Here is a 17,348-nt window from a genome sequence, read left to right on the forward strand (position 1 = left end):
ACAAGGACAAAGATAATAAAAAAGCCGTACCCCGGAGGATACGGCTTTAAACTATATAACCTTAGTTAATTAGCAGTTTACAGATGCCATGTGAGCGATCAAGTCAAGAACCTTGTTAGAATAACCGATCTCGTTATCATACCAAGAAACAACTTTCACGAATGTATCAGTCAAAGCGATACCTGCTTTAGCATCGAAGATAGAAGTGCGAGCATCTCCTAAGAAGTCAGAAGAAACAACAGCATCTTCAGTATAACCTAGGATACCTTTCAATTCACCCTCAGAAGCTTCCTTCATAGCTGCACAGATTTCAGCGTATGTAGCTGGTTTAGCCAAGTTCACAGTCAAGTCTACAACAGAAACGTCCAAAGTCGGAACACGCATAGACATACCTGTCAATTTACCGTTCAAAGACGGGATAACTTTACCAACTGCCTTAGCTGCACCTGTAGAAGAAGGGATGATGTTACCAGAAGCTGCACGGCCACCTCTCCAATCCTTCATAGAAGGACCGTCTACTGTTTTCTGAGTAGCGGTAGTAGAGTGAACTGTAGTCATCAAACCATCTGTGATACCGAACTTGTCATTCAATACTTTAGCGATAGGAGCCAAACAGTTAGTAGTACAAGATGCATTAGAAACAAATTGTGTACCCTTTACATATGTCTTTTCGTTAACACCGCAAACGAACATAGGAGTGTCGTCTTTGGAAGGAGCAGACATTACGACATATTTAGCGCCAGCATCGATATGAGCCTGAGCTTTCTCCTTTGTCAAGAACAAACCAGTAGACTCAACTACGTATTCTGCGCCTACAGCATCCCATTTCAAATCAGCAGGGTTTCTTTCAGCAGTAACGCGGATTACATTTCCGTTTACGATTAACTTGCTGTTCTCTACATCAGCCTCAATCGTACCGTCAAATTGACCGTGCATTGTGTCATACTTAAGCATATATGCTAAGTAATCAACCGGACACAAGTCATTAATACCTACGATCTGGATATCGCTTCTTTTTTGAGCTGCACGGAATACGAAACGGCCGATACGACCAAAACCGTTAATACCTACTTTAATCATTGTTGTAAAACTTTTATGAGTTTATTAATAATAAGTTTTTATTTCCACTTCCTTGGTGATAACAAAAGGAATGAATTCTATTGTGTCATCCCAGTTTCAACGACTGCAAATGTAGTCATGTTTTTTGTATTGTACCTTATAATCGGCCCAGAAAAAAATTGCCCTCTAACATAAATTAATTGTTAGAGGTTATTTCTTTTTCTTGAATAAGAGGTTTGAGAACCATTTTTTCGCTTTTTTGATTCCCCAAGTCATGATAAATGGTTGAGCGATGTCCCAAGCGATGGGAATCATGCCTTTCATTATGGATAAATAGTCAGGGAGTCCCAAAGCGAAAGACGGCTGTCCGGTCATCGTAGCTGGGGTCTCGCCCTTGTCTTTAGCTTTTGCGGCGGACTTATCGCTAGGGAAAAGGAGAGACGATAATCCGGATAACAGCAGACTTCCTGCATTCTCCTGTATATAAGAGAAGTCCTCATCTAACTTCTGTTCCTGGCGCTTACACTGTCTCGTTATGCGTTCTTTGTCAGAAATCAGTTTCTCCAGTGGGGTCTGCTGGTTGTTCATTGTTTGTCGTGTTATTTTTATCGTCGTTTACCGTCATAGCGGCTATTACCTCGTTTAATACTTTTGTGCATATCCTGTTCCTGTTCATTATTATGATACCGATAAGCAGCACGTACAATACCGCTACGATACCGAATCCGAAACTGGAAGAACCTAGCCACTCTCCTAGGAAGAAGCCCAAGGCCAAGAATATGAACAAGATGGCAAAAAACGCCAAGAACAATAATATCAAGCCATATGAGAGAACGGCTATGACTTTGCCCGTTCTCTCATATGTGCTCAACTTCAGGAGCTCAAGTTTTAGCTCCACGTAAGCTGATACATCTTCTTTCAGCTCGCGGAAAACTTTTCCCGGATCTTTCTCCATACGAAGCTTATTCAGCCGTTGTTCCTTCTGCGGCTTGTGCTACTTCTTGCTTTCCTTCTTTATATTTGGCAAGAGCGGAGTTGAACCCTTCTTTTACTTTTCCAACGACACCATTCAATTCTTCCAGTAATTGTTCTCTTTTATCTGTCGCTGCCAAATAACCTACGGCAGCACCGACAGCTGCGCCCACTACAAGGCCAAGTAATAATTTTGAATCTACGCTTTTCATAACTTTTTCTTTTTAGAAGTTTCCACTAAGATAACGTATTTATTTGGATTAAGGTTTATCCTTGTCTTAACTTTTGTTGTTAAAAAAAGTTATCCTTTTAAGACCTTCACGGCAACCCAGTTATTTCTTTCGTTATAAGAATCCAATTTCAGCCCGTTCTTCTGACATTCTGCTTCTATCGCCGGGATATCTTCTACGTAAAAGCCACTCATGAATAGGATACCTCCCGGTTTCAAGTGGTTGGTATATTGACAAATGTCATTCAGGAGGATGTTACGGTTGATATTAGCGAAGATGATGTCGAACTCCCCGAATTCCTTGATTTTACCGGCACCTCCTAAGGCAACTTGTATATCCTCTGTATGATTCAGACGGATGTTTTCTAAGGCGTTATTGTATGCCCATTCGTCAATATCGATGGCCGTCACCCGTCTCGCCCCTTTCAACCGGGCAAGGATGGCCAGAACAGCCGTTCCACATCCCATGTCTAGCAATTCCTTACCTTTTAGGTCTAGTCTCAGCATTTCACCGATCATCAGGTAGGTTGTCTCGTGGTTACCGGTACCGAAAGCCATTTTGGGGTCTATTATTATATTATATGTATAGCCGGGTTCTGCTTTGTGGAAGGAAGCACGGATAATACATTCGTTTCCGATCCGGATCGGCTTGAAATAGTTTTTCTCCCATTCCTCGTTCCAGTCCTTGCTTTCTACCCTTTTGGAGGTATAATCTATGCGGGTGTTCTCCAGAGGAAAGTCTGCCAGTTTGCCATCCAAGGCTTGGGGATCATATAAAGTCTCGGATACGTATCCAAGCAAGCCGTCCTCACTTTCCGTAAAGCTCTCGAAACCGATTTCTCCCAGTTCGGCGGCCAGCACGTCATTGATGATCTCTTTTTCAATCGGGGAGATGTATGTGAAACTAAGTTCGTAGTAATTCATGTCGTGTCTTTTTGTTTGTTTTCTTATTTATCTGCAAACATACGAAAAAAAATTGTTGTAGAGGAAGTCTCACTATCTTCGTCTATTTATTAATAATTTGATTTAAAACAGGGAGCGATGAAGGAGAATGGTTTAGTGGAAGGGATGAGAGAGTACATGGATCTGTTGAGGAAAGAAGGGCGTTATTCCTCGGCCAAGAGTTATCAAGATGCGTTGAACTCTTTTATCCGTTTTAATGGTACGGAGCGTGTCTCATTCCTGGCAGTCAATAAAGACAGTCTTCGCCGATATGAGGCTTATTTGCTAGGGAACGGTTGCATGCGTAATACGATCTCCACTTATATGCGGCGGATTCGTTGCGTTTATAACCGGGCTGTGGAAGAGGGGAAGGCTCCGTATATCCACAATTTGTTTAAGAATGTTTTCACGGGTGTAGAGAGTAAACGGAAGAAGGCGTTGCCCCAAGAGGAGATGTATCGGTTGATGACGGTACGTACGGAAGAACCTGCCTTGTGTAAGGCGCAAACGGCCCTTTGCTTGATGTTCTTATATGGGGGGATGGCGTTTGTGGATTTTGCTCATTTAAAAGCGGATAATTTTAAAGAAGGTATCTTGGATTATAAACGCCAGAAGACGGGCACACCGATGCGGATCGAGGTACTGGCAGTGGCAAGGACGTTGTCGGAGAAACTGGCTGGTATGGCTTCGGGTTCTTCCGGCTACCTGTATCCTTTCCTTTGCGGGACGAAGGCAGACGAGGAAGGTTATAAGGAATACAATACTGCCTTGGCCCGTTTCAACCGGAATTTGAAGGCGTTGGCTAGGGTAGCTGGTATTACCTCTGTCGTTACCTCGTACACGATCCGACATTCTTTCGCTACAACATTGAAAGATTTGGAGGTCTCTGTTGAGATGATTAGCGAGTTATTGGGGCATAAATCTATCACGACCACACAAATCTATTTAAAAAGTTTTTCTTTAGAAAGAATGACAGCGGTGAATAACGCCTGTTTCAATAGCGTGTATAATTACGTACAGCAGATGGGGTGAGGGGAGGCTACTTCGCAAGTAGCTGTAAAAGGAGGAACAGCCAAAATACTCTGTTGTAGAGACGGGGCGTGCCCCGTCTCCCACAGTCTGATAGTATTTAAGTTACCATTTAGAGGGGATGAGACGGGGCACGCCCCGTCTCTACTGAAGAAGGTTTTGATCATTTTTGAATGACGTGATGATTGGAATATACAGAGTCATTTCGTCTCTACAGCCATACCTATACATGAATGATAAACATGAAGATATTGAAAATATCTAGGCCAGAAACAAAACAGAAACAAAACAATGCGACGAAATCGCTTGTTTTTAATAACTTTTCGCTATATTTGCGACGTGAAATCTACACGCTACTTGCGAAGTAGCCTTTTAACTTCACGGAAACACAAGATAATTTCCCTGTAAAAAAGGGGGCTATAAAAGTTGTGAGCCTATTCGGCGGTGAGAGGATGAATCCCGCCATATTTTTAATATATCGTCCTCAACTGATTGATATCCAAGAAGAAATAAAGATATCAAAGCCCTAGAAGAATATCCTGATGGAAACATATATCCCTAGCCAAGAGGAAAATAGATCTCTTTCAAATAAATGGAAAAAGCGTTGGTTTGCCATGCGTGCCACCTATCGCCGGAGTAAAAATGTCTGCGAGTTGCTTGAGAAGGAGAAGATCGAGTGTTTTATTCCCATGCGTTATGAGACGAGAGAGATTCGTGGAAAAAAGAAAAGAGAGTTAGTGCCTGTTGTGCAGAATTTGATGTTCGTCTATGCTGCCCCGAAAGTAATCCAAGAAATCAAGTCGAAAGTAGAATACCTACAGTACATAGTAAATACCCGATCAGGAGAGAAGATCATCGTTCCGGAGGAACAGATGCGTCGTTTCATTGCTGTGGCCGGAACCTACGATGAGCAACTACTCTGGTTCAAGCCGGAGGAGGTAAATTTGGCCAAGGGTACGAGGGTGCGTATCACTGGTGGTGTTTTCGAGGGGCAGGAAGGAGTATTCATTAAGGTACGTGGCGCCCGGGATCGCCGGGTGGTAGTGGAGATACAAGGTGTGATTGCCGTGGCGATGGCTGCGATCCACCCAGACCTGATTGAACCGTTGCCTCCGGAAGAGAAAGATGGGAGTGATAAAATAGAAAAATAATCCTACAATTTAAGGACCATGATATCATTAGATCAAAAAAAACGATTGGAGGCATTATTACCCTCTTTCTTGGCTTTCCAGCCATGTGTGACGGACAGCCCTGTGAGGCTGCTGGCCTTGGCCCGTGTGTACGCTTCTCTCTATCGTCTTGTGAGTGTATACACTTATAATGTAGGGCTGGGTGAGCGTGAGAGGTATACTCGCCTAGGCGATCGTTTGTTCCGGGTCTTTCTCCGTAAAGCAAAGCAAACGGAAAACCTCGTTGAGTGGGCCGACCTTATCTCTGCCTTGTTTTTCCTTACGAGTGAGACCACGTTGGCCTACGATGTTAAGCGGGAGAACACTTGCCGGGAGGCTGTCATTGATATGCTGGTGGTCCATGAGGATTGGCTAGAGGAACCATATACCCTCCGTTGCCTGACAGACTTCTTCTACCCGACAACAGAAGCGGACAACACCGATGCTTGGTTCATTGCCCTCAACCGGTCGATCTGTCATTGGGCTGAGGCGCTCTCGGTGAATGGGAGTTGGACGGATGTCTCGTATGACATGGCTTTGCTACGTATTGAGGTAATGAACCGCTATTCCTATATGCTCCTCGATAAAGCATTTGATTTCGAAATACAAAAAGCTTACGGTTATTACAAGACTCGCTTGTTTATGCACGACTTATCCCTATCCACCCTCGCCCGTCTGTATGACGTGGCCATGCTGGGAAACGCATATTCGATAGACCGAAAACTTGCCTGTAGGGTAGCGGATTTTGCGGCTACCCGAGCGAACGTCTGTTCCGGGAAAAGAGACGAGAATTTGTTCTACCTTTCGATCGTTGTAGACTGGCTTTGCGAGAGCATCTTTCACGACTCACAAAGACTCCTGCATTACTAACATAAATAAGGTAAGGACATACATGTTAGTATCTACCTCTGCCTGATAGATCTCCTTGGAGGCTACCTAGATGACTAGTTCCTTTTCCGACATCTGATGCATGAGACCTTGGAGCGGTATATTGTTTATAAACGGAGGAGGATGAAAGGAGAGAAGAAATATTAAATATCTACTATGCAAATGACATTGCTTTTACTATTCGGCTTTCTTTTTGCTGTATCGCTTGGCATGGTTATTATCCCGAGAATACTGGTAATTTCTCATAAAAAACGATTATATGATCTTCCGGATGCCCGTAAGGTGCATACGATGCCGGTTCCCCGTCTGGGTGGGCTGTCCTTTTTTCCGGTGATCTTGATGTCGATGTTTCTGGTGATAGGTCTCCGGCTGTACTTTTGGAATATAGACTCTTCAAGCCTGTCATTCAGTATGCTTTATGAGTACCTTTTTTTATTCGTGGGTATGACATTGCTTTATCTGGTGGGCGTTTGTGACGATCTGGTAGGTGTGGGTTACCGTTATAAGTTTGCCGTGCAGATTGTGGCAGCGTTACTGTTGGTACTGTCCGGTAACTGGTTCGACTCGTTGGGTGGATTGTTTGGTATTTACTCGATACCGGTTTGGATAGGAGTTCCGTTCACGGTGTTTATCGTGGTGTATATAACAAATGCCATAAACTTGATTGATGGTATTGACGGCCTAGCCTCGGGGCTTTGTTGCATTGCCTTGTCGGTCTTGAGCGTGATATTCTTTCTTTGCGGGCAGTATGTCTACGCCTTATTAGCAATCTGTACGCTGGGTATCCTTATGCCCTTTTGGTGCTACAACGTGTTCGGTAACGCCAACCGTGGACATAAGCTTTTTATGGGAGACGCAGGCAGCCTTACGCTTGGTTATGTAATCAGCTTCTTAATCATCCATATGAGTGTGACGAATGAGGTCTCTCCGACACATTCCAACCCGTATATGGTGATCGCTTTCTCCACGGTATTGGTTCCTTTGCTGGACGTGATCCGTGTAGTCTTGCACCGCCTGCGTGAGCGCAAGAACCCGTTCTTGCCGGATAAGAATCATTTTCATCATAAGTTGTTGCGCACGGGGATGCGGGTGCGGATGGTGATGGTTTGTATCATTGCGATTTCCGCTTTCTTTATCCTGCTTAATAGCTCGTTGGCATGGCGTGTTGATATAACCTATTTGTTTTTCTTGAACCTCTTTTGCTGGAGTATCCTGCATGTAGGCTTGAATGGGCTGATTAAACGGAATCGGGAACGGAAAGAGAGCGAACAACCGCGATAAGTGAAGAATTATTATCGGGATCGGTGTGGGGAAATCGTAAATGTGATTATTTTTGTAGATAAAGAAGGATAAATATAAGACTCATGGATACTCGACAAGCGGAAATAGTAGATAAGATCCATTTTGTGGTGATGGCCATAGAAGCCTCTGCCAAGGAGATGCGTATCTCTCCGATGGAAATGCGTAGGCGTTTGGAAAAGGTCGGATTGGTGCGTCGTCATCTTCTATGATACGCATACTTGTTCTATGTTGCATGATAGCAAGTATGGACTTCATTTGATGAGTGACGATTATATTTTAAATGATTTATTGAGGGAACTTGGGGACAGGCAGTGAGTAGTTTGATCTGCGCTAAAGGTTGTGCCGATGCTGTTGTTAAAACAGCAAACTATATTTATCTATTCGAATTCAAATTGAACGGCACCGTTAGATAATAATTTAGCGGAATGAACGGTCTGTAAGTTGACCACCCAGCGAAACACCGCTCTACATTATGGAAGTGATGGTGGGCTGAAATGGCTGCCACTTATCATAGCGTGATAGGAACCGTGAAGTTGCAAGGGAGTTCAGCTTGGGTATCCATCGGGACATTTTTCCACAAAATCTTTAATGGCTGTAGGGATTATCAGAACTTAATCCCCTCTAAAATCTCATTGGCCAATGGCTAATGTTAAAATCAGAATTAAATTTTAACAATAATCGGTTTAGGACACTTTACAGTGCCCTTTCAAAGGGGTATGCCCTAAATTGAGTGCTTACAACTTATCCATATGTCAGAAGAAATCAAGATCGCCGTAGCCGGTACCGGCTATGTCGGACTTAGTATTGCCACGTTGTTGGCGCAGAACCATCCCGTGACTGCGGTGGACGTGATACCGGAAAAGGTGGAGATGTTAAACCAAAAACGGTCTCCCATCCAGGATGAGTATATCGAGAGGTATTTGGTGGAGAAAGAGTTGCGTCTGACGGCCACGCTCGACGGTACGTCGGCCTATCGTGACGTTGATTTCGTGGTGATTGCCGCCCCCACCAACTATGACCCGGTGAGGAATTATTTCGATACGCATCATATAGAGGATGTGATCGATTTGGTCTTAAGCGTGAACCCCGATGCGGTGATGGTGATCAAATCGACCATTCCGGTGGGCTATTGCCGGAACCTTTATCTAAGGTATGCCCAAAGAGGCGTGCGGAGGTTGAATCTGTTGTTCTCCCCGGAGTTTTTGCGGGAGAGCAAGGCGCTTTATGACAACCTGTATCCGAGCCGTATCATCGTGGGCTGCCCAAAGCTGATCTCGGATGAGCGTTTCGATGAGGAGAACGAGGCGATCCGGCGTATCGCCGACATCCCTTCCCTGGAGCGTGCGGCGCGTACCTTCGCCGGTTTGCTGCGGGAGGGGGCGATCAAAGAAGATATCCCCACCTTGTTCATGGGCATGAAGGAGGCTGAGGCGGTGAAGCTTTTCGCCAATACGTATCTCGCCTTGCGCGTGAGCTATTTCAACGAGCTGGATACCTACGCAGAGGTGAAGGGGCTGGATTCCCGTGCCATCATCCAAGGTGTGGGATTGGATCCCCGTATCGGCACGCACTACAACAATCCCAGCTTCGGCTATGGTGGCTATTGCCTTCCGAAGGACACGAAGCAGTTGTTGGCGAACTATCATGACGTTCCCCAGAACATGATGACGGCCATCGTGGAGAGTAACCGCACGCGGAAGGATTTCATCGCTGACCAGGTGTTGCGCAAGGCCGGTTATTACGGCTATAGCGACCGGAACAGCTTCCATCAATTGGAGGAGCGTGAATGCGTGATCGGTGTCTATCGCCTGACGATGAAGTCGAACAGCGACAATTTCCGGCAGAGTTCCATCCAGGGCGTGATGAAGCGTATCAAGGCGAAAGGAGCCAGGGTGATCGTCTATGAGCCGACATTGGAGGATGGGACCTCGTTCTTTGGGAGTACCGTGGTGAACGATCTCTCCAGGTTCAAGGAATTGAGCCATGCCATCATCGCCAACCGTTATGACGGTTGCTTGGATGACGTGGCGGGGAAGGTCTATACGAGGGATATTTTCGGAAGAGACTAATCTTATAGGAAAATGAAGATATTGATTACTGGTGCTGCTGGATTCATAGGCAGCAAACTGGTTTTTGAACTTGCCAGACGGGGTGACGAAGTGGTAGGTATTGACAACCTTAATACTTACTATGACCCGAATTTGAAGTATGCGCGGTTGGAAAAGTTTTATGGCATACACGTAGACAAGTCATGGCTAAAGTCGCATTGTGTGCCGGAAACGGGAGGAAACGGAGAGGAAATTTCATATCCTGAAATGCCTTGGAGAGAGGAAATCCCGTCTACTCTTTTCCCTGAACATTTGAAATTCGTCCGCATGGACATTGCCGACAGAGAATCGTTAGAGGCTTTGTTCGATAGGAAGCAGTTTGATAAGGTGATGAACCTTGCCGCCCAAGCAGGTGTGCGTTATTCCATAAAGAACCCTTACGCATACGTGGAGAGCAATGTGATGGGTTTCATGAATATTCTGGAATGCTGCCGCCGGCATGGAATAAAGCATCTAGTATATGCTTCGTCAAGTTCGGTGTATGGACTGAACACCCAAGTGCCGTTTTCCGAGGACGACGAGGTTATCCGTCCGGTAAGCATTTATGCAGCCACAAAGAAGAGTAATGAGCTGATGGCACATGCCTATGGCAAACTTTACAATCTGCCATCCACCGGCTTGCGCTACTTCACGGTTTACGGTCCGTGGGGACGTCCGGATATGGCACCCATGTTGTTTGCCAATGCCATCAGTCGTGGCGAACGGATTAACGTGTTCAACAATGGTGACCTAATACGCGACTTTACCTTTATCGATGATATCGTGAACGGAACCATACAGGTGATAGACAAGATTCCACAGCCTAATGTCGACAGCATCCCCATCAAGGTCTACAATATCGGCTGTTCTCATCCGGTAAAGTTGATGGACTTCATCAGTGAGATAGAGCAGGCATTGGGCAAAGAAGCGAAAAAGAACTACCTGCCCATGCAGCCCGGTGACGTATATCAGACCAATGCAGATACCAGCAAACTGGAGCAGGAGGTTGGTTATCATCCCCGTGTATTACTGCATGAAGGTATTGAGGAGTTTGTGGAGTGGTATAAAGAGTTCACAAATAAGAGATAATTCACAAGATATTCTGATTATATAGAACTAAAATTATTATATGGAATTGAATAAAAGACTTGTCGTTGATCTTGACGACACTATTACCATTACAATTAATGGTGATTATGCGAATAGCAAACCTATACAGCCAACAATAGATATGTTGAAAAAATATAAGTCTGATGGGTTTGAAATAGTAATACATTCAAGTCGAAACATGCGTACTTATGAAGCGAATGTAGGTAAGATCAACATCTACACCCTTCCTAACATAATAAACTGGCTTAATAAACATAACGTGCCATACGATGAAGTCATTGTCGGAAAACCTTGGTGTGGATTTGACGGTTTCTACATTGACGATAAGTCAATAAGACCATCCGAGTTCCATAACTTGAGTTATGATGAGATTAAGGATTTGCTGAAAAAAGAAAAAGAATACACTTGTTCATTATGATACTCATCACATCAGGTGCATATTGTAGCCCAGCACTAATGTCGGAGTTTGGTATGCAACCACCTTGCATGCTTCCTATACAAAACAGACGATTGTATGTGCATCAGTTACAGAACTTACCGAGCAATGAATTAATTGTCATTAGCTTACCTTCAGACTATGTATTATCTGAATTTGACAAAGAATTCTTTCTGAGAAACGACATCAATATAGTGCCAGTTCCAAAGGAACTTTCTTTAGGAGCAAGTATTGTATATGTTCTCAATTTTGTATCAAGATATGACGAACCTCTTAGAATACTACATGGCGATACACTTATGAAAAGCATACCCAATGGGTATGACAACATAGTTGTGTCTACTGTTGTAGACGATTATTCGTGGGACTATTGGGATAAAACTCAGCAGAAGGCTATAGTCGGATATTTCTCTTTTTCTTCCCAATCACTGCTTATACGTTCCATAACGGTATGCGGCAATAAATTCATAGATGGAGTCCGGCTTTATGATAAAACAATAAAATTGGAATCTATCGAAATAAAAGATTGGCTTGATTTTGGACTGTCAAATACTTATTATCGCTCAAAGTCAACTTTGACTACGGAGCGTACATTCAATGATTTGAAAATAACAAAATACTCTGTTACGAAACGAAGTAATGATACACGAAAAATTCTAGCTGAAGCAAACTGGATAAACAACATTCCAAACAAATTACGTCATTACGTTCCAACTCTATGGGATTATGGAATATCACTTGAAGGGAAAGGATACTATGAAATTGAATATTTCTATCTGAACTCACTGGCCGACTTATATGTATTTGGACGCAATTCAGAGAATATTTGGAAAAGAATTATTGATTCATGTGCCGAGTATATTTGTGATGAAAGCGGAATAGTGCCATGCGATACGACAGAAATTGCGGAAAACTGCGTTTCTTTATATGGAAAAAAGACCTATGACCGGCTTGTTAAATATTGCACAGGGAAAGAGATTGACATGAACACGCCGTTCTTTATAAATGGCGAGAACACACCTTCATTGAATGAGATACTAGAAGACATTTCTATGCCTTTACAATCTCCTTCTCCACAGTTTGTCAGCTTAATGCATGGTGATTTCTGCTTTAGCAACATTCTCTATGACTTTATCTCTTGTTCAATAAAAGTTATTGACCCACGCGGATTGGATACGAATGGAAATGAGACAATTTATGGAGATTTCAGATATGATGTGGCAAAACTGGCTCATTCTGTGCTAGGATTATATGATTTGATTATCGGGGGCTTTTTTAATTATAATGAAAAAGGTAAATACGATATTTCATTGACTTTCCCAGAGGACATTGTACATGGCAACATACAACGTTATTTCAAATTGAAGCGTTTTGCAGGTTATACACTGGCTCAATTGAAGACATATCCGATAATGATTCATTTGTTCTTATCCATGCTACCCCTGCATAGTGACAATCCGCTTAGGCAAAAGGCAATGTTAGCCAATGCTCTACGCTTGTATTCAGAATATAAAAAATCAAATTGACATTATGATTATAATAATTCCTATGGCAGGTCTTAGCTCTCGTTTCAGTAAAGCAGGTTTTGTTCTGCCGAAATATATGTTATATGTTTGCAACAGAAGCTTATTCAATATAGCTGTAAGCAGTTTCAGAAAATACTTCGACACTTGTGACTTTGTATTTGTAGCGCGTGATGTTTTTGATACAAGAACGTTTATCGAGACTGAATGTCAGCAGATGGGTATAAAATCACACAAGATTGTTATGCTTGAACATCCCACACGAGGGCAAGCTGAAACAGTTATGATAGGACTGAAAGAAGCGAATGTTTCCGAGAATGAAAATATATTGATTTTTAACATTGATACATTCCGTCCCAATTTTACTTTCCCTTCTCAAATAGGTGAATGGGATGGATATTTGGAAGTCTTTAAAGGGAGTGGTAGTAATTGGTCGTATGCTAAGACAATGAACAATCAAGATGATGCTCCTGTTATAGAAACAGCTGAAAAACAGGAAATATCAAACAATTGTTCTACTGGTATTTATTATTTTAAGACTGTAGAATCTTTTTTGTACGCTTACGGTAGTGGCACCATTGATGTTAACGGTAGCATTAAAGAATTATATGTTGCGCCATTGTATAACCGCTTGATAAAATCAGGCGCAAATATTCATATCAATGTCATCGGTCGTGATGAGGTTATTTTCTGTGGTGTTCCCGATGAGTATTATGATTATCTGACAAAGACGATACAACATCATGGCATCTGATTACCACGATTAGGATACTTATAAGATGTATAAACTTAATTCAGACTGACAGACTTATGCCCAACAAACTCGCTAATTGGATAGTGCGTTCGCTGCCAGACAGGTACATGTTGTATATAAAAGCTTTGTTGCCGTTCAACGCATGGTATATGCATGAGTTCTACGATGAGAAAATGCACATCGCACATTGGACAAAGCCATAATAGACTATATCAAGGACGGGAGTAACAATGCTTTGAAGAACATGATAGGTGAAATATGAGAGTAAAGATGAACTAAGACAAATATATAGCACTCATGAAAGAAACGAACGAAAGATTTGCTTACTTAGATGAAATATCAGGATTGCTCATTTTGGTAATGGTGATTATTCATATATGTTCAAGATTTGAATGGGAGTATACAAACCATTGGCTGATGACATTCTATTTCTTTATGCCTTGGTTCTATTTCAAGTCGGGCATGTTCCATAAGGATTCTTCTTTTTCAGAATGTTATCATAAGAACTTCGACAAATTGATGAAGCCATATTTTATATACACAGTCATTGGTTCTGTGCTGGTTTTTTGTTTGACAGGAAGTGTAAGGATGATTCTTTCAGAAATAAAATGGATTATTATAAGCGGCTCTGCCATAGGGAACATACCTGTATGGTTTCTTCTGTCTCTATTCGTGGTTAAACTGTTGAGCAACAAGGTGATAACACCTGTGGGGGGGTAAAATATTATTACTTAGTTTGATAGCCAGTGTGTTGGTATTGTATGTTCCCATACAAAAACCGAATTGGATTGGCTACACGGCAACAGGGATGTTCTTTTATGTGTCAGGACTTATTTACCGGCAGTTTGCCTCAAACTGTACTGTCACCATACTCAGCATTGTGTTGGTGCTGTCCAACTATGTTTTGTATCCATCATTCGTACACATAAGAAGCAGCAGGCTGGAGTGTGGAGACCCGTTATTGTGGTTGGTAAGTAGTGTGGCTGCTTGCATCTTTATTTATACATTGTTCAAGAATAAGAAGTTTAACATACCAATTCTAGGATGGGTTGGCCGTCATGCCATGACAATATTGGTTACGCATTGGTTGGTTTTGAATATAATAAAGCGCATTGTGAGTGATGGCTTGTAATGAAGTAAACAATAGGAGGATAACAAAGAATACGGCATTCCTATATATGCGGATGCTGTTTACGATGTTAATTTCGTTCTTCACTTCCAGAGTGATACTGGAAGTGTTGGGAGTGGAAGACTTTGGTATATATAATGTAGTAGGTGGGATAACAACGATTATAGTATTCTTCACCGGATGTCTGACAAATGTATCCCAACGATACTACAATCTAGGATTGGGCCAGAATGACATAAAACGGACTAATCAGTATTTCAATCAATTCCTTCTTATCTTTTCAGTTTTGGCATTGCTGGTCTTTGTCGTTGGTGAGGGATTGGCTTCTTGGATAATTGATGATTTGCTTTTCATTCCTGAAACCAGAAAGGAGGCAGCCGCATGGGTCTTCCGATTCTCATTGGTTGCCCTGTCCCTGTCATTGTTGCAGATTCCATACCTGTCGGCCGTGATAGCCCATGAGAAGATGGATATATTCGCCTATATCAGTTTGTTTGAATCCATTTCCCGTTTGGGTATTTTATATGTGATCCAAGCTTTCCATGGCGACAAGTTGATATTATACGGTGGCTTATATCTGTCAATCAGTTTTTTGTCGTTTTTAATATACGTAATCTACGGACATGTCAAATTCGAGGAATGTTTTTATAAGTTTTATTTCAGCAAGCCATTAGCCAAGGAAATGTCAAGATTCGTAGGCTATAACATGTATGGCTGTTTCGCCTTCTCCATGTGTCAGCAAGGAGTGAACGTGTTGTTCAATGTGTTTTTCGGACCTTCAGTAAATGCGGCCAGGGCATTGTCCATGCAGGTGTATCAAGGTGTATACAGATTCTCTGACAATATTCTGACGGCTGTGCGTCCTCCCATCATCAAATTGTATTCACAGAACGACAGACCACGGATGGTGTCGTTGGCTATCAGTGCCACACGCTATTGCTTGTTTGTAAACGCTCTGCTAGTGATACCGATTATCGTCAATGTGGATTTCATTCTTCAAGTATGGTTACGTCAAGTGCCGGAGTATACGGCTTTCTTTATCATCGTCGTATTGGTTGAAAGTAACTTCAACATCGCTAACCAAATGCTGACAATTTTGGTAAATGCCACAGGCAATCTGAAGAGGAACCAGTTCTATGGGCGCACCTTTACTCTTTTAGCTCTTCCTTTATCTTATCAGGCATTGCTTTGGATAAAAACTCCGATAGTACCCATGCTTATCATCCTCGTCACGACAATATTATATTGGATGAACAATCTACGAGACACTCACATGCAAGTGAGATTGAATTATATGGAGTATTTCAAGAAGATAATCATGCCTACTGTTATTCTGTATGTTTCCCTATGCCTGCTTTCATATATACCTTACGCTCTGATGGATGACGGATGGATGAAACTGGTTGTAACAGTAAGCCTTAATCTTGTTGCCGGTTTGATAATTATATATCAAATCCTGATGAACAATATGGAGCGTGAAATAATACGAAACAAAATAGTATCAAAACTGAAGAAATCATGAAAAGAATAGTTTTCATCAATGCACATTGCAACCACCTGCTGATGAACACATGGTGGTATTACACTTTTGGCATAAAGGCTCCCGCCAAATACCAGTTCCTATTCAGGAAGCTGCTGGAAAGAGATGATGTGGAGGTGGTGAACCTGCTGACTCCCAAGGGGTGTGTCTATCCCAGAGACTTCCATTCTAAAAAGCCCATGTGGAGAGTATGGAGGGAATGCAAGTCGGTGTTGCGTAAGAACGGTTTGCAAGGCAAAATGCTTTGCACAGACAACATTAAAGATATAAGGCTTGATGATGTGGCTCTACTGTTCGTGCATTGCCCTGGCAGTGCTGACAGAATTACTGAGCTGCCATGTTACAGAGTGGTACATCTCAACCAATACCAGTGTCACAATATAGAGGAACTGGACGAGACACTGCCTTATGCCGACCGCTTCATGCTGGAGGCAGACGTGTTTAAAGAAGGCAATTACATCAACCTTGTGAAACCCACTAAGACAAGGGAGATACAGATTGTACCCTATATAGTGGGCGACAGATTCCAGAACAGGAAAGCCTTTGCAGACAGGAGAAACAAGGCCGTAGCCACAGGTACAATTGCAAGCTTTGCCGTAGACAATGACTATTCGGCACATTATGGCACACGATACCTGCACAAGATGAGAGTGGAGATATACAACCACAAGGAAGAGTTGGAAACGTATATCGACGCTTTCGTGTCGCCATATATAGAGAACAAGAAAATGTTGAGTGTCCCTAAGAGCACCCCAAAACTTTTCAGGAAGATTGTCTCTTTGATCAACTTGCTGCTGTATAAGCCTGGCGGACAGAAGTCTTATTTCTCGTTCGACATAGTGGAGAAATACAATGATTATATGATGGCTGTGGTGCCCGAGGAAATAGTCGGCATAGCTCCGATAGGAGCGTTTGAGGCGATGGCGTGCGGATGTGCTCTGATAGGCATAGACCATACCATGTACACAGATTTGGGATTGGTGCCGGGTACGCACTACATTACTTATGATGGCACAATTGAAGGACTGAAAAAATCTATAGCCTACTATCAGGAACATACCGCCGAGCTGGAAGAAATAGCATGCAAGGGCTGCGAGTTCGCCCACGAGCATTTCAATAAGGAGAGAATAACCGAAATGTTTTACCGTAAACTGAGTCTGTGAGAGATTGTAGTTGTTG

General features: G+C 42.7%; 17 protein-coding genes and 1 pseudogene. 13 read left to right on the top strand and 5 right to left on the bottom strand.

Annotated elements, in window-relative coordinates:
* Nucleotides 1–69: 69 nt before the first annotated feature.
* From gap to prmA, 5 genes are all read right to left on the bottom strand, one after another.
* A complete protein-coding gene (gene gap / locus Q0110_RS07295) occupies nucleotides 70–1,080 on the bottom strand; it encodes a type I glyceraldehyde-3-phosphate dehydrogenase (RefSeq protein WP_297905011.1) in 1,011 nt (336 codons plus the stop codon).
* Between the two features lie 189 nt (nucleotides 1,081–1,269).
* Nucleotides 1,270–1,647 (bottom strand): hypothetical protein, encoded by a 378-nt coding sequence (locus Q0110_RS07300; protein WP_297905015.1) that lies wholly within the window; start codon nucleotides 1,645–1,647, stop codon nucleotides 1,270–1,272.
* Nucleotides 1,607–2,014, bottom strand: coding sequence for a phage holin family protein (locus Q0110_RS07305; protein ID WP_297905018.1), 408 nt, complete (start codon nucleotides 2,012–2,014; stop codon nucleotides 1,607–1,609). The genes Q0110_RS07300 and Q0110_RS07305 overlap by 41 nt, the downstream gene beginning before the upstream one ends.
* A 7-nt stretch (nucleotides 2,015–2,021) precedes the next feature.
* Nucleotides 2,022–2,243 (bottom strand): hypothetical protein, encoded by a 222-nt coding sequence (locus Q0110_RS07310; RefSeq protein ID WP_297905021.1) that lies wholly within the window; start codon nucleotides 2,241–2,243, stop codon nucleotides 2,022–2,024.
* A gap of 89 nt (nucleotides 2,244–2,332) precedes the next feature.
* Nucleotides 2,333–3,184 carry a 50S ribosomal protein L11 methyltransferase gene (gene prmA / locus Q0110_RS07315; protein WP_297905023.1) on the bottom strand — a complete coding sequence of 284 codons (852 nt, stop codon included), beginning with the start codon at nucleotides 3,182–3,184 and terminating at the stop codon, nucleotides 2,333–2,335.
* 117 nt (nucleotides 3,185–3,301) lie between these two features.
* Here prmA and Q0110_RS07320 point away from each other — a divergent pair, with 117 nt between their 5' ends.
* The 13 genes and pseudogenes from Q0110_RS07320 to Q0110_RS07380 all read left to right on the top strand — a co-directional run bounded on the left by Q0110_RS07320 (nucleotide 3,302) and on the right by Q0110_RS07380 (nucleotide 17,332).
* Nucleotides 3,302–4,234, top strand: a complete 933-nt coding sequence (locus Q0110_RS07320) for a site-specific integrase (RefSeq protein ID WP_297905026.1) — start codon at nucleotides 3,302–3,304, stop codon at nucleotides 4,232–4,234.
* A gap of 539 nt (nucleotides 4,235–4,773) precedes the next feature.
* Nucleotides 4,774–5,382, top strand: coding sequence for a UpxY family transcription antiterminator (locus Q0110_RS07325; RefSeq protein WP_297905027.1), 609 nt, complete (start codon nucleotides 4,774–4,776; stop codon nucleotides 5,380–5,382).
* Between the two features lie 18 nt (nucleotides 5,383–5,400).
* Nucleotides 5,401–6,270 (top strand): hypothetical protein, encoded by an 870-nt coding sequence (locus Q0110_RS07330; RefSeq protein ID WP_297905030.1) that lies wholly within the window; start codon nucleotides 5,401–5,403, stop codon nucleotides 6,268–6,270.
* A 174-nt stretch (nucleotides 6,271–6,444) separates the two neighbouring features.
* Nucleotides 6,445–7,569, top strand: a complete 1,125-nt coding sequence (locus Q0110_RS07335; protein WP_297905033.1) for an MraY family glycosyltransferase — start codon at nucleotides 6,445–6,447, stop codon at nucleotides 7,567–7,569.
* 83 nt (nucleotides 7,570–7,652) lie between these two features.
* On the top strand, nucleotides 7,653–7,799 hold the full coding sequence (locus tag Q0110_RS07340) for a hypothetical protein (RefSeq protein WP_297905036.1): 147 nt from the start codon (nucleotides 7,653–7,655) through the stop codon (nucleotides 7,797–7,799).
* 193 nt (nucleotides 7,800–7,992) lie between these two features.
* A pseudogene (locus tag Q0110_RS07345) lies at nucleotides 7,993–8,237 on the top strand (IS66 family transposase); the annotation flags it as partial.
* A gap of 102 nt (nucleotides 8,238–8,339) precedes the next feature.
* Entirely contained in the window at nucleotides 8,340–9,659 is a 1,320-nt protein-coding gene (locus tag Q0110_RS07350) for a nucleotide sugar dehydrogenase (protein ID WP_297905039.1), read from the top strand.
* 12 nt (nucleotides 9,660–9,671) lie between these two features.
* Entirely contained in the window at nucleotides 9,672–10,766 is a 1,095-nt protein-coding gene (locus Q0110_RS07355) for an NAD-dependent epimerase/dehydratase family protein (protein WP_297905042.1), read from the top strand.
* A gap of 40 nt (nucleotides 10,767–10,806) precedes the next feature.
* Nucleotides 10,807–11,205 (top strand): HAD-IIIC family phosphatase, encoded by a 399-nt coding sequence (locus tag Q0110_RS07360; RefSeq protein WP_297905045.1) that lies wholly within the window; start codon nucleotides 10,807–10,809, stop codon nucleotides 11,203–11,205.
* Nucleotides 11,202–12,749: a hypothetical protein gene (locus Q0110_RS07365; RefSeq protein ID WP_297905048.1), complete on the top strand. Its 1,548-nt coding sequence runs from the start codon at nucleotides 11,202–11,204 to the stop codon at nucleotides 12,747–12,749. Before Q0110_RS07360 ends, Q0110_RS07365 begins: the two co-directional genes overlap by 4 nt.
* 4 nt (nucleotides 12,750–12,753) lie before the next feature.
* Nucleotides 12,754–13,500, top strand: a complete 747-nt coding sequence (locus Q0110_RS07370; protein WP_297905085.1) for a glycosyltransferase family 2 protein — start codon at nucleotides 12,754–12,756, stop codon at nucleotides 13,498–13,500.
* A gap of 1,121 nt (nucleotides 13,501–14,621) precedes the next feature.
* On the top strand, nucleotides 14,622–16,151 hold the full coding sequence (locus Q0110_RS07375) for a hypothetical protein (RefSeq protein ID WP_297905088.1): 1,530 nt from the start codon (nucleotides 14,622–14,624) through the stop codon (nucleotides 16,149–16,151).
* On the top strand, nucleotides 16,148–17,332 hold the full coding sequence (locus tag Q0110_RS07380; RefSeq protein ID WP_297905091.1) for a glycosyltransferase: 1,185 nt from the start codon (nucleotides 16,148–16,150) through the stop codon (nucleotides 17,330–17,332). Before Q0110_RS07375 ends, Q0110_RS07380 begins: the two co-directional genes overlap by 4 nt.
* Nucleotides 17,333–17,348: the final 16 nt, after the last annotated feature.

This window comes from uncultured Parabacteroides sp. (assembly GCF_947855115.1).
Lineage (GTDB): Bacteria > Bacteroidota > Bacteroidia > Bacteroidales > Tannerellaceae > Parabacteroides.